Origin of the sequence: Sutterella megalosphaeroides (assembly GCF_003609995.1) — a bacterium.
GTDB lineage: Bacteria > Pseudomonadota > Gammaproteobacteria > Burkholderiales > Burkholderiaceae_F > Sutterella > Sutterella megalosphaeroides.
In genome coordinates this window covers 1859637-1872907 of record NZ_AP018786.1, presented here as the reverse complement: position 1 = coordinate 1872907, position 13271 = coordinate 1859637, and the positions used below count along the sequence as shown (strand labels likewise).

The following is a 13271-nucleotide window of genomic DNA, read 5'->3' as shown; positions in this document are numbered from 1 at the left end:
AAGAGTGAAAATCAACGACCGTGAACTCAAGGTTGCTATTCCCTTGAAAACAAACTCTGAAAGAGTTCCCAACAAAAATCTTCGTCCCTTCTGTGGTGAAGATAGTCTCTTCGATATCAAAGCTAAGCAATTACTCAAGGTTTTCTCGCCTGATGATGTATATGTTTCGTCGGAGAACGAAGCTGTAGAAAAACTTTGCGCAAAGTATGGTTTTAACTTCCACCTGCGCGACCTTGCTCTTACCAAGAGCACGGCCAAAGAAAACCAGATTGTTTCTGCAATTGTTAACGCGATTCCTGGTGCTCCCGATATTATGTGGTGTCAGGTAACGCAACCTCTCTTTGATGAGTTTGATCGTCTTATTGATTGCTATAGCAATCTGGATCCCAAGTACGATAGCATTGCTGTTGTAAAAAGAGTCGGGCATCATATTCTTGATGCCAATGGGAATCCCGTAAATTTCAATTTTGGATATTGGCACAAAATTTCACAAGATCTCCCAAAATTATTTGAAGTGACGTGGTCGGCTTTTATCATGCGCCGGGAGATGCTTGAGCAGGCTTGGTACCAAATTGGTAGGAATCCCTATCTCTTTGAAACAACTCGCCCATTGGTCGATATCAACGATAATCAAGATTTCGAGGTAGCCTCGATTCTTTATAATCATTACAGCAAACTCAAAGATAATCTTTGAAATTTGCGAAGGATTTGAATATGACCCCTGATGAGGTTCTTCTAGAGGAGGGCCGCAAGGCTCTCCGGATAGAGCGTGATTCTATCGACAGTGTTGAAAAAGAATTAGGACAGCCTTTTGTCGATGCAGTCAAATTGATCCTGAACACTAAAGGAAATGTGATTTTCTCAGGTGTTGGAAAGTCTGGTCATGTAGGTCGTAAGCTTGCAGCTACATTTTCCTCAACAGGAACTACATCGTTCTTTGTGCATTCCGATGAAGCTGCACACGGTGATCTTGGAATGATTAAACCAGATGACGTGTTTGTGGCAATTTCCTTTTCTGGCGAATCCGATGAGCTTTTAACCATCCTTCCGGCATTAAAGAATCTTAATATTCGGATTATTGCAATGACGGGTCGAGCGGAGAGTTCTCTAGCACGTGCTGCTGATGTTAGCTTAGTAACTAAAATCACTCGCGAGGCCTGCCCATTGAATCTCGCGCCCACTTCCTCAACCACAGTTACAATGGCACTGGGAGATGCTATTGCAAGTGCTGTTATGGGGGCAAAAAAGTTTAGTCGTGAAGATTTTGCACGATCTCATCCTGCTGGAGCCTTAGGTCGGCGGCTTTTAATGCGTGTCCAAGATGTGATGCGAACCCAAAATCTCCCGATAGTATCTTCTCAAGCATCTCTTATGGATGCAGTAGAAGCTATGTCTAAGGGAAAGTTGGGCGTTGTTATTGGTGTCGATAGCTCTGGTATTCCCGAAGGCATTTTTACTGAGGGAGATCTTTGTAAGATATTAAGGAATACAATCGATATCAATAAGGTTTCCTTTAAAGATGTTATGAGTCGTGAGCTTAAATCAATTTATTCTCACTTGTCGGCTCATTCCGCCTTGGAAGAGATCAAAAAATATAAGGTTAATCAACTCATTGTTATCGATAGCGATAAGAATTTTTCTGGGATAGTCCATATTCAAGATTTGATTGCTAGAAAAGTCTGTTAAAAAAGGGTTTATATGCACGTAATTATTCAAGCAGGCGGAAAAGGGACGCGCCTTGAGGGGTTGACTCGAAATCGACCGAAATGCTTAGTTCCGGTCAATAATCGTCCCATGATTTTCTGGGCATTTGAGGCTTTTAAAGATCACGATATTACGGTTATCTGTGATTACAAGCAGGATGCTCTGGTTAAGTATTTGGCTGCGTTTGGTCCGCAATATCGCATTCGCGTAGTTGATGCAGATGGGAAGGGGACTGCATCTGGTATTCGTAATGCCATACAGAACTTTAATGATAACGATCCCGTAGTCGTACTTTGGTGTGACCTGTTATTCCATCAGAATTGGTCCATGCCTAATATCATGAAGGCCCCTATTGAACAAAATTTGATAGGGCTCTCTGGTACTTTTCCTTGCCGCTGGTCCTTTGATAATGGCCGCTTAAAGCATAGTGCTTCCTCCTCTGCTGGGGTTGCTGGTTTCTTCGTGTTTAAAAATAAGGACGAACTTGCAGACGTTCCTAAAGAAGGAGCACTTGTCCCCTGGTTGCAGAGCCGAGATATTCAGTTTACCCCCTTCTATCTTGAAAATATAGATGAAGTGGGAACGATGCGTGTTTTTGAATCTTATAGTAGCCCGGCAGTTTGTCGACCGTTTAATGAAGTTATCTTTAATGAAGATACGGTGACTAAACGAGGTATTGATGATCAAGGGCGAAAAATTGCTGTTGATGAAATTGCTTGGTATAAGCATGTTAAGAATCTGGGATTCGAAGCAATTCCTAAGATTCATTCCTTTGAACCCTTGGTAATGGAACGTATTCGTGGACACAACATCTTCGAATACGATTGTCTCACCATGAGTGAGAAGCGCAAGATTATCGACGGAATTGTCAATGGTCTTAAGTCTCTTCACAATCTAGAACCCGCTCATCCCGCCGTAGTTTCTGACCTGGATGACAATTACATTGATAAGACTTTTAAACGGCTCGAGAAAGTTGAGGATCTGGTTCCTTTTGCCAGAGAAGAATATATTCGAATTAACGATCGATACTACAAAAACATTTTCTACGATCGTGATAGTCTTGCCCGTATCCTCCGGAATTTCTATCCTCAGGAATTTAAGTTGATTCATGGAGATCCTACTTTCTCCAATATGATTTATGATCGCGTCAACGGTAAGGTCTACTTTATTGACCCCAGAGGTTATTTCGGTAAAACGAAACTCTATGGTGACGTTGATTATGACTGGGCTAAGGTTTATTATTCCCTTGTTGGAAATTATGACCAATTCAATCGCAAAAAATTTGCAATTGAAATTGGAACCAAGGGGGTAGAATTGGCTGTCCGACCAAATAACTGGGCAGACATGGAAGATTATTACTTCGACCAGTTAGATGGTGTTTCTAAGACAAAGATTCGCGCACTCCATGCAGTAATTTGGCTCTCGCTGACTACTTATGCGTGGGAAGATTATGATAGCATCTGCGCAGCTTTCTATAATGGGATTTTGAAGTCCGCTGATTTCCTTTAATTTTCTATGTGAACGGCTCAAATTTGATTTGGGCCGTTCATTGTATTTTTCGTATGTTGAAATTATCTGCATTGCCTAAGACCTGGATTTTTGATGTTGATGGGACTATTGTAATTCATAATGGCCATCTATCCCCTGAAGGAGATCGTCTTCTTCCCGGGGTTCAAGAATTTTTCCAGACAATTCCAAAGCACGATTTGATCGTCTTGATTACTGCTCGCGAAGATAAGCATAAAGAAAGTCTGATCAAATTTTTATCAGAAAAACAAATCCGATTTGATCATTTGATCTCAGGGGCTCCAACTGGAGAGAGAATTTTAGTTAACGATAGCAAGCCGTCAGGTTTATTAACGGCATTTGCTATAAATAAAGAAAGAGATGCCTCTTTAGATTTAAATGTTGTAATCGATGAAAGCCTATAAGGGCAAAGAATATTTTTTCCATGAAATGAAAGCCAGAAAAATTTATCGGAATGGTGATATTGCGACTGTTGTTCGATCTTTTTTTGGTGGAGTTTTAAAATTAACGGAGCTATATAGGCTTGGAAAGCTGGAAAAGTATTCAATTACGCTTTTGGGAGTCAGATTCTACAGCCGTGTAAAACGTTCATCCGGATTAGAATATTTTTTCCTCAGATTTAATTTCAAACAAGTAGATACCTCAAAGAAGAATAAAGACCAACTACGAGAAATTAGTAAAAACAAAAATCTAATAATATTAAGATCTAATTCGGGAGAAGCCTATCTTGTCCTCAAGTATTTTATCGATTCAATAATTAGGGATTATCTTCGGATTCCACAGCAGCAAGTTCTTATTATTTGCACGAAAAGATACCATGCTGAACTTGTCAAACATCTTTGTCCACAATATTCATTTATTGTTGAAGAAAGGAAATTGTTTAATGACCTTCCATTTTATTCAGAACTAGATGGCAAAAAGGTCTTAAATTTATTCCCTATTCAATATTATGGTGCTTTTGAGTTTTCTCAGGATCCGCAAAAAAATTACTTTTTTTGGATGAAAAATTTTTTCATCCAAAACGGCATTTTCTTAAAATCATCAAAGCTGCATAAGCAATATAAAAAAGAAAATATTCAAAGAAAAATATTGCTGATCCCTGAGTCTGTATCCTCAAACTCTTTGAATCCTCAGGACATCCATGATATTGTTACTATTTTAGGAGATTTTGGTTTCCAGGCTTTAATCAATAACCCAAATATTCCATTTAGGAAACTATTGAGTGCGACAAAAGAGGTGGCGGGAATTATTGCTGTCCGAAGTGGTATAGTCGATTTTTTAATCGAAGCCCAACTACCAACCTTTGTTATCTACAGTAGCCTTCCGGCGAAACCATATCAAGTTACAGATACCGAAAGTACTTCTGCACTTTTACAATATTCTCTGAAATATAATCCTCAATGCCCTCCTCTGCTGGAGGAGGTTGTGGATCAAGATTTTAGAATAAAACTACGACAGTGGCTGTCTAACCTTGATAAAGACGAATTTAAATGAAGTCTATTAAAATTATATCTGCAAATAAACGATCAGGTGAAATTCTTAGCCATATTCTGAAAGCCAATAATTTACCTAATACTGTTCAGGTGTACTCGGCTCTTGACGATGATTTGCTTAAACAAGTATATGATGATAAAGAGAACACTTTTATCAACATCGGCAAGTACCCTATTAAATCAGATAAGGTAATCAACGTTCCCTTGTTGCGATTTGATTTCTACTTCATGTTGAACAATGATCGACTGGGGGGGGTTAAGTACCGGATAAACAAGAAATATTCAATTGGTGTGTTTCCTTGGGTAGACTTGGCCATAAAACATAAGTTACTACTTGGATACTCAAAAGAAGAAATACTCTCGGATCTTGGGTCTATTCAGGTTCCTTCTGCTAAGAAGCAAGAGTTGAGTGTTGCTAACGAACAAGCTATTACTCATTTTTGTTCAGGACTTTCTTCTTTGAATCAGGGCCTGTGCCAGCAAATAATTCTGAAATCCAAGCAAGAAGTCTTGGCATTTTCACCGGTTGAGCCCAACTTAAATTGGTATCACTTAGTTGGGAAATTCATTATTGAGGAATTCTTCAATAAAATTTACAAAGAAGTCGTCATTCCTTATGATCTTTGCCGCAATCTTGTCCAGTATCCAATTTGGGGGCATAATGAGCTAACGGATAAGCTCATTTTCTGGAATGAACTTATCTCGATAAAAACTTGGGTTTCAAGATATATTGATTTTTTCTGTTTTGGTGGTGTGCCTGCCAAAGATCCACTTGATATAGCCAGAGTCAAATTCTTGATTGACAATAAGCTATATCTAGATTGTGATTATGCAAAATTTCAACTCTGTGCCAATAAGATGGCGGATTTTGCTAATTATTATGACCCGCAGGCTAATGTAGTTATAGTTTTTGATAAATCTTCACAACCTGATGTTCAAATTCATAAGTTTGAATCTGAGAAAGAGGTAACTTTTATTCCTGGCGTAAAGATAACTTTCACAGGCAAAGGTAATCTTGTAGTTTTGCATAAGGCAGCAAAATTTCAAAACAGCAATTTATTGTGTGGCACAAATACATTTGTCTATATTGGGAAATCAGTTTTTAATGGATTGTTTTTCACAAATAGGGTTCACTCTGGAGGGTCGCTAATTATCGGAGATAATGTTTTTGCTCCTGAAAGAGTGAAAGTTCATTTGTATGGCAATAACCAAGTCAAAATTGGCGACGGTTGCATGCTTGCGGATTCAGTAAAAATAATGGCAGGTGATGCTCACACGATATTTGATGAAAACGGATTTATATCTAACATAGCAGATGGAGTTGAGATTCAAGAAAATGTGTGGCTTGCCTTTGATGTAAAAGTACTTAAGAATACTTTTATTCCCAAGGGTTGCGCTGTTGCTACTGGTGCTGTTGTGGCTTCCAAGTTTTCTTCGCCTCACGCGCTTCTTGGAGGTGTCCCTGCAAAAGTTATTAAAACAAATATTCGTTGGGATGTCAGAAACCCTGAGTGGCTTTGATAAGTTTAATTTAATGACTTTCTGGACTTGTCATCGTTGATGCATTCTAGTTTTTCATTTTTATATAAAAACCATTTTTAATTTTTTAAATCTGGAGAAATAAAATGTCAAAAAACAAGGCGGTCCTCCAATCTTCTGCAATTACTATCCTCGCGCTCTCCCTCTCGGGTGGCACCTGGGCGGCGACCACCATCCGCCTCGCCCACACGGCGAACGTCTCGCACATTCACCATGAAGCGGCGCTGCAGTTCGCTCAGAACGTGAAGGACCGCACGAAGGGCGAATACGTGGTGGAGGTCTACCCAGCGGGCGAGCTCGGCGACCAACCGGCACTTGCGGAGCAGGTGACGTTGGGGGCGCTCGATCTTTCGGTCGTGTCGCTCGGCAACATGGCCATGTATGCGAAGGAGCTCAACGCCATGACGGCGCCGTTCCTCTTCTCCGACTACGACCAGGCCCACAAGGTGATCGACGGGTTTGTCATGGGTTGGATGAATCAGAAGCTCGAAAACCATGACGCCGTGGGCCTTTCGATGTTCGACTACGGCTTCCGTCAGACGACGACGAAGGGCGTGGTCGTCAACTCAGCCGAGGACCTCAAGGGCGTCAAGATCCGTGTTCCGCCTTCGACGGGGTTGCTCGCCGCGTTTGACGCTATCGGCGCCAACACGCAGCGCATCGCCTACTCGGAGCTCTACACGTCGCTCAAGCAGGGCGTTGTGACCGGTGAAGAAAACCCCGTCTTCACGATCCTCGCCGATTCGCTCTACGAAACGCAGGATCAGTTGGCGCTCACGAACCACTACTTCGACTGCCAGGTGTTCCTCGCCAACAAGACCTTCTTCGATGGTTTGCCTGTCGAGGTGCAGCAGATCCTGAAGGAAGAAGCCGTGAAGGCTCAGAATCTGACGCGTGACAAGGTCTCGCACGGCGAAGCCGCCGCCATCGAAGAGCTCAAAAAGAAGGGCATGAACGTCACGGTCCCGAACCGCGACTCGTTTGTTGCTAAGATGAAGCCCGCATACGAGGAAGTGAGCAAGCTTTCCGGCAAGGAAGCCATGGACGAACTCCTCGCCGCTATTGATAAAATCAAGTAATTCGTTCACTCGGACCCCGAAAGGCCGCGTCGGACATATGTCCGTCGCGGCCGCATGCTTCCCATGACCATGTTTTTCATTTTCGCGGCCGTGGTGGTCCTCCTCTTCCTGGGGGTGTCCACAGCCGTTACGATGGGCTTTGCGTCCATTGCCACGTACCTCTTTGCGGGCGGTGACCCGGCGAGGCTCTTCCTCGTGCCGCAGCGCATGTTCTCGCAGGTTTCGGGCATCACGCTGATGTCGATCCCGTTCTTCCTCCTGATGGGGAACCTCATGTCGGTGGGCGGGATCTCAAAGAGCCTCTTCGGGTTCGGGCGCGTGTGTCTCGGGCACCGCTGGGGCGGGCTCTCGAACGCCGCCATTGCGGCAAGCATCGTGATGGCCGCCATGTCGGGGTCGGCCGCGGCGTGTGCTGCGGGGATCGGGCTGATCGCCATTTCCGAAATGACGCGTGCGGGCTACAGTCGGTCCTTCTCGTGCGCCACGATCGCGGCGGGCGGTGCGTTGGGCCCCATCATCCCGCCGAGCATCACGCTCATTCTCTACGCGGGGTTGACGTCGACGAGCGTCAATTCGCTCTTCGAGGCGGGTGCGCTTCCGGGGCTCTTGCTCGGCTTGAGCTTCATGGTGTGGTCGTCCTACATCAGCTACAAAAATAACTACGCGAAAGCGGCCCCGGAACCCTACGCGGTGCGGTGGGCGGCCTTCAAGGAGGCCTTCTGGGCGCTCTTAACCCCCGTTATCGTGATCGGCGGGATCTTCGCGGGGCTTTTCACGGCGACGGAGGCCGCAGCCGTGGCGTCGCTCTACGTCATGTTCCTCGGGTTTTGCATCACGAAGACGCTGCACGTGAAGGACCTTCCGCGCATCTTCTGGGAGACGGTCGAGCAGACGGCGAAGGTGATGTTCGTGATTGCTACGGCCGGGTTCTTCCAGTTCGTGCTTCTCTATACGCGCATCCCGCAAGAGACGATCGGCTTCATCACCGCGAACTTCTCAACCATGACGCCCGTCATCCTTCTCATCATCGCGATTCTCGTCATCATGGGGTGCTTCATGGAGGGTACGGCCATTCTCCTCATCACGGTGCCGATTTTCGTGCCTCTTGCGAAGAGCTTCGGCTACGACGTGACGCAGCTCGGGATCGTGATGTGCATTGCGCTCGCGATCGGCGTTCTGACGCCGCCCGTGGGGTTGAACCTCTACGTGCTCTCGTCCATTACGGGCGAGCACGTCATGAACATCGCGAAGGACGCCGTCGGCTACGTCCTCATCATGATCCTCATGGCAATCGCGGTCGCGTTCGTGCCCGAGCTCTCGGTCGGGTTCGCTCAACTGATCGGAGAGTAAGACGATGTACTCGAAATTCGAAACGATCTTCAGCCGCGTGACGCAGGCGGCGTGCACGTTCTTTCTGGCGGCGATCTTCGTCATGTTCCTCTTGAACGTCTTCGTGCGGTTCGTGCCGATCTACAACTTCACGCAGACGGACGACTGGATCCAGTTCTGCCTCATCTGGATGATCTTCCTCGCGGCCGCGGAGCTCGTGCGTACGAAGAACCACTTCGTCGTCGACCTCGCGACCTCGCAGATCGCTTCTCCCGCCGTGAAACGGGTGATGCGCGTCGCGGTGCTTCTGATCGAGCTCGTGACCTACGTCGTCATCTGTTGGTACGGCGTCGTCTGGGTGATGCGCTCGAACGCCCACATGCAGTCGATCCCGTGGATGGAGGTGCGCTACGTGTACCTAGCGATTCCCGTGAGCGCCTTCTTCATGGCGGTCTTTGCCGTGAAGCAGTTGGGTGAAACGGTGACGGGGAAGAGGGACGACACGGAGACGCGGGAGTGACGCGTTGAGGTCGGACCGATACGCGAGTCATACGAGGAGGGGGAGCGGAAACGCTCCCTTTCTATTTCGAGCGTGTGCGTCGGAGACGCACACGAAGTGAGGGTTCACTTGTTCGTTGTTTGGACGCTTCTCCCAATGCTCGTGCAGTGCGGCACGGGCGGAGATCGTGAGAGGTCGCTCGTAGGAAGAGGCGGGCGGAGGCAGGTGGGCGAGCGGGAAGCGGGAGGAGGCGCAGGCTGCCGGAAGAGGGGAATCGCGCGCGAGAGGGACGTACGAGGGACAGGAGAGGGATCGGCGGGAAGCGACGACGCAATGCGAAGGGCGCTGCGGGCGCGGGAATGGGGATCCTGAGCTCTGAAAGCCGAGTGAGGCGGAAGAAGGGTGCGGGCCGGACACAGCAACGGGCAGCGGGGCGCACACCGCAGAGAACATGGCAAGAGGTTTGCAAGGCGCTGCGGCGGTCTTCGGGCCTCGGATCGGAGTGGTTCGGGGCGTGCGGAGCGCCTCGAGCGGTTTCAAACGCTTTCGCTTGTCCGCGCAGGGGCGGCGGGGCGTTCGCGAGGGGAAGGGGCTGGGCGTCGGGCGCGGGACGGGCGAACGGGCAGCAGTTGCGTGTTTGCGAGTGGCGTGCGCGGATCCCTATGAGCGATGCTGAAGGCCAGCGGGTATGATGCCGGTGCGAGGCGTCGACCGAAGAAGGTGCTTGTCGATATGGGGTGTAGTCATGCTGGCTCGAGGAGAGGGCATCGCCCAGGAACGACTGAACCCCCGGCTTGACATGCAAAGAAAGTGTATCCTTGGTCTGTGGTCTGGTTCTTCACGCTGTCCTGACTGTGACACTTCGTGAGGGCTTCAAACGCTTCTGTAGAGCTCGAATCTACGACTGTTTTCAGGGGCCAAAAGTTGCGCGATTATAAAACACAAATCCTTCGTGCAATTCGTAGGTTATGGAATAGTTGGGTTGCATCTGTGCTTGATCTACATCAAATGCTGTGTGGCATTTTTTCTCTGCAAGATGTACGAGTTGATTAAGGGTGCCATAGAGGGATACACTGCAGAACTTTAATTTTGGGGACGATTGCGTGCGTAATCCATCACCTTTGCGTTATCCAGGTGGAAAGTCTCGCTTAGCAGATTTCATTCGCCTGAATATTAAGAACTTAAATCTTACGAATTGTACTTATGTCGAGCCTTTTGCTGGTGGGGCAGGAGTAGCGTTGTCTTTACTTTTAGATAATACTGTAGAAAATATAGTTATCAATGATTACGATAAGGCGATTTATTCATTTTGGCGTGCAATAAAAAAAGAGCCAAATTCGCTGATAGATCTGATACAAAAGACTCCAGTAACCATCCAAGAATGGCATAGACAGAAGGAAATCTTTTCTTCGGGACACTGTTATTCGTTGGAGCTTGCTTTTGCAACGTTATTTCTTAATAGAACTAATCGCTCGGGGATTCTGACGGCTGGTCCAATTGGCGGGTATTCGCAGGAAGGCAATTGGAAGCTTGATGCTAGATTCAACAAGGAGGCTTTAATTGAAAAGATAAGGATAATAGCACAACAAAAAGACAGAATACACATTTACAATCGGGATATTATCAATTTCTTACGGAATTTCTATCCTCGATTTTCTACAAACTCCTTTTGTTATTTTGATCCGCCTTATTTCAATAAGGGACAGAAGTTATACAAGAACTTTTTCACGCCAAGAGATCATCAGAAAATTCATGATGTCATAACCAGAGAAGTTTATTCGCCATGGCTTATTACATATGATGATGTTCCCGAAATTCTTCAATTGTATGAAGATCACAAAATTTACCGGTTTGATCTAACATATAGTGCTGCGAACAAAGGAATTGCTTCGGAGATAATGATCTTTTCTGATCCGAGTAGTTGTCCCAGCGATAAACAGCTACAGGATAACGGGATTAAAATGAATTTAAGAACGGAGGAATGAAATGATTATTAAATCTATTAAAATCGAAAAGTTTCGCGCTTTTTCGAATGTCAAAGTTCAGCTAGGTAAAAAAATTACGGCTATAGCTGGACGAAATGCTACCCAAAAAACAACAATTTTAGGGCTCATCAGTCAACCATTTACTATCTCTAAAGGCAGTCCTATGTATGGGAGTAAGACTGTTGATGGGTACAACTTTAAGTCTCAATTTAAGGAAAAATTCAAGTTATCGCCAAAGCATGATGTAGTCGGGCAGCACAATTGGGAACTAAGATTGAACCGAGGCGTATATAAACAGGATTATTTTAAAGTCACAAGTATAGCCCGGAAAGAAAATGGAAAAGAATCCTTGAGGTTTTGGAATGCAGAAGGAGGGCGTTCCACTGGTTCTGGTTACATACAGTTGCCCGTTTATTTTTTAAGTCTTAGTCGACTCTTTCCCATAGGCGAAGCAAGGAAGACAAAAAGAGAAGAGACAAACTTTACTGAAGAGGAAAGGACATTCTGTCTAGATAATTATAGAGAAATTTTATCTATTCAAGAAACCAAAAAAGATACTACTGCAAAAGTAGATATCCAAAAGGGTACAACTGTCCGTACTTTTGCTGGTGTCAGCGATCAGTTTCATGATATTTTGACTAATTCAGCCGGAGAAGGAAATGTCATGAAGATCATTCTGGCGGTTCTGTCATTTAGGCGCCTGGAAAACAAATATCAAAAAGCCTATAAAGGAGGAATACTTCTTATTGATGAGCTTGATGCAACATTGCACTCATTTTCACAGAAAAAACTTGTAGATTTCCTTTATACATCCGCTGAGAATTATAGGATACAGGTTGTTTTTACAACTCATTCCCCGATTATTCTTGATTATATTTCTAGAAAACAGAAAAGTTCAAGGCTAAATCAATGTCCGCGAGCATGGCATGATTGGGCAATTGTACATCTTGAGCCTGAGTATGATTTTGATGGTACCCGTATTATTCAAGCAAAGAACGTCACCACTCGTTCGGGAATGCTGAATTTGTTATCAATGATTGACTTAACGTACTCTCAAGATGGACATATCCATGTATATTGCGAAGACCATGTGGCAATTTGCTTTTTAAGATATGTCCTGGAACAGGAGCTAAAGATAATTCCTGATCATTATATGGAGTTCATAAATGTAAATTTGGGATGGCCCAACTATTTAGATCTTGTTCGAAAAAATATCCCAGAGTTTACGAAAAACATAATAGTTCTAGATGCTGATGTTTTGGAGAATAAGGACTTTAAAAGTTCTTCGAATTATAAAACATTTGAGGAATCAAAAAATTTTTTGATACTCCCTCTAACTGTAGAAAAGGACATGTTTGTATTTCTCAAGGACACCAAAACCTTTAACGAGTTCCGGTTAAACATCTCAAGAAAACCAGATCTTAAGTTTGAGATTCTATTCAATGAGTGGCCACATGAGCCAGGAAGTTATAAAACCCCAGATTTTAAAGCATGGTATAAGTATGCGTTATCTATTGTTCGCGATGAGTCAATTTTGTTTGAATTCTGGTGTCGAAAGAATCCTGAAAAGATAAGTGAATTTTGCACTAAATTTAAGAAGGCCTTTAATGAACTAGCCGAAAAAAGAGATCTGGACTGTTTGCCTTAAAAAAATAGGTTCCAAATGGTTAAGAGCCCCTAATTCTAGGGCATTTTATTAGGCTCTATTGCCTATTGTTGGAGTTTTTGGAGAGGTTTGCCTGGAGTTGTTGCGAATTGAATGGGACTGTTATTCTATGTCCTTGACGGTTTGTCTTTGGTCGATGCTTGGACATTGCCCGGGTCTGGGGTTAACAAGAGTTAGCGTCTTCTTTGTTTAGTCGAGCAAAAGCTCTTCAACTCTTGGACTCATCTTTGAATCGCCACAACTTCAGTTGGTTTCAAGGTTCTTGAAGGTGCTTCACGAGGAGTTATGCATCCTGATAGATTTCACGCGTGGAAATTGGTTCTCTTTCCTGGGAGCTTCCAGGCCGCTATCCACTACGCCTTGCTCTTTTATTGTTTGAAGACTAAGAGTTCCTGATAATTCCTATGAAAATAAACGTATTTGACTGGGCAGACATTTCACGGGTATCCG

Annotated in this window: 11 protein-coding genes; all 11 read left to right on the top strand. The window is 44.8% G+C overall.

Annotated elements, in window-relative coordinates:
• Nucleotides 1–4 precede the first annotated feature (4 nt).
• The 11 genes from S6FBBBH3_RS07520 (at nucleotide 5) to S6FBBBH3_RS07480 (ending at nucleotide 12803) form a co-directional block, all read left to right on the top strand.
• On the top strand, nucleotides 5–694 hold the full coding sequence (locus S6FBBBH3_RS07520) for an acylneuraminate cytidylyltransferase family protein (RefSeq protein ID WP_197714298.1): 690 nt from the start codon (nucleotides 5–7) through the stop codon (nucleotides 692–694).
• Nucleotides 691–1686: a KpsF/GutQ family sugar-phosphate isomerase gene (locus tag S6FBBBH3_RS07515; RefSeq protein ID WP_232008760.1), complete on the top strand. Its 996-nt coding sequence runs from the start codon at nucleotides 691–693 to the stop codon at nucleotides 1684–1686. The genes S6FBBBH3_RS07520 and S6FBBBH3_RS07515 overlap by 4 nt, the downstream gene beginning before the upstream one ends.
• Nucleotides 1687–1698: 12 nt before the next feature.
• Entirely contained in the window at nucleotides 1699–3213 is a 1515-nt protein-coding gene (locus S6FBBBH3_RS07510; RefSeq protein WP_120177158.1) for an NTP transferase domain-containing protein, read from the top strand.
• Nucleotides 3214–3266: 53 nt separating this feature from the next.
• Nucleotides 3267–3635 carry a hypothetical protein gene (locus S6FBBBH3_RS07505; protein WP_120177157.1) on the top strand — a complete coding sequence of 123 codons (369 nt, stop codon included), beginning with the start codon at nucleotides 3267–3269 and terminating at the stop codon, nucleotides 3633–3635.
• On the top strand, nucleotides 3622–4725 hold the full coding sequence (locus S6FBBBH3_RS11005; RefSeq protein ID WP_123957671.1) for a hypothetical protein: 1104 nt from the start codon (nucleotides 3622–3624) through the stop codon (nucleotides 4723–4725). Before S6FBBBH3_RS07505 ends, S6FBBBH3_RS11005 begins: the two co-directional genes overlap by 14 nt.
• Nucleotides 4722–6245, top strand: coding sequence for an acyltransferase (locus tag S6FBBBH3_RS11000; protein WP_123957670.1), 1524 nt, complete (start codon nucleotides 4722–4724; stop codon nucleotides 6243–6245). Before S6FBBBH3_RS11005 ends, S6FBBBH3_RS11000 begins: the two co-directional genes overlap by 4 nt.
• Before the next feature lie 104 nt (nucleotides 6246–6349).
• Entirely contained in the window at nucleotides 6350–7342 is a 993-nt protein-coding gene (locus S6FBBBH3_RS07500; RefSeq protein WP_120177156.1) for a TRAP transporter substrate-binding protein, read from the top strand.
• Nucleotides 7343–7405: 63 nt separating this feature from the next.
• Nucleotides 7406–8692, top strand: a complete 1287-nt coding sequence (locus tag S6FBBBH3_RS07495) for a TRAP transporter large permease (protein ID WP_120177861.1) — start codon at nucleotides 7406–7408, stop codon at nucleotides 8690–8692.
• A gap of 4 nt (nucleotides 8693–8696) precedes the next feature.
• The gene (locus S6FBBBH3_RS07490) at nucleotides 8697–9191 is read left to right on the top strand and encodes a TRAP transporter small permease (protein ID WP_120177155.1); all 495 of its coding nucleotides are present in this window, start codon (nucleotides 8697–8699) and stop codon (nucleotides 9189–9191) included.
• 1082 nt (nucleotides 9192–10273) lie between these two features.
• The gene (locus S6FBBBH3_RS07485; protein ID WP_120177154.1) at nucleotides 10274–11155 is read left to right on the top strand and encodes a DNA adenine methylase; all 882 of its coding nucleotides are present in this window, start codon (nucleotides 10274–10276) and stop codon (nucleotides 11153–11155) included.
• Between the two features lies 1 nt (nucleotide 11156).
• Nucleotides 11157–12803, top strand: coding sequence for an AAA family ATPase (locus S6FBBBH3_RS07480; protein ID WP_120177153.1), 1647 nt, complete (start codon nucleotides 11157–11159; stop codon nucleotides 12801–12803).
• The last annotated feature ends 468 nt before the right edge of the window (nucleotides 12804–13271 follow it).

Excerpts from the sequence above, each read along its gene's own strand:
- S6FBBBH3_RS07500 (WP_120177156.1), top strand. The coding sequence starts at position 6,350 with ATGTCAAAAAACAAGGCGGTCCTCCAATCTTCTGCAATTACTATCCTC.
- S6FBBBH3_RS07480 (WP_120177153.1), top strand. The coding sequence starts at position 11,157 with ATGATTATTAAATCTATTAAAATCGAAAAGTTTCGCGCTTTTTCGAAT.
- S6FBBBH3_RS07490 (WP_120177155.1), top strand. The coding sequence starts at position 8,697 with ATGTACTCGAAATTCGAAACGATCTTCAGCCGCGTGACGCAGGCGGCG.
- S6FBBBH3_RS07495 (WP_120177861.1), top strand. The coding sequence starts at position 7,406 with ATGACCATGTTTTTCATTTTCGCGGCCGTGGTGGTCCTCCTCTTCCTG.
- S6FBBBH3_RS11000 (WP_123957670.1), top strand. The coding sequence starts at position 4,722 with ATGAAGTCTATTAAAATTATATCTGCAAATAAACGATCAGGTGAAATT.
- S6FBBBH3_RS11005 (WP_123957671.1), top strand. The coding sequence starts at position 3,622 with ATGAAAGCCTATAAGGGCAAAGAATATTTTTTCCATGAAATGAAAGCC.
- S6FBBBH3_RS07510 (WP_120177158.1), top strand. The coding sequence starts at position 1,699 with ATGCACGTAATTATTCAAGCAGGCGGAAAAGGGACGCGCCTTGAGGGG.
- S6FBBBH3_RS07505 (WP_120177157.1), top strand. The coding sequence starts at position 3,267 with ATGTTGAAATTATCTGCATTGCCTAAGACCTGGATTTTTGATGTTGAT.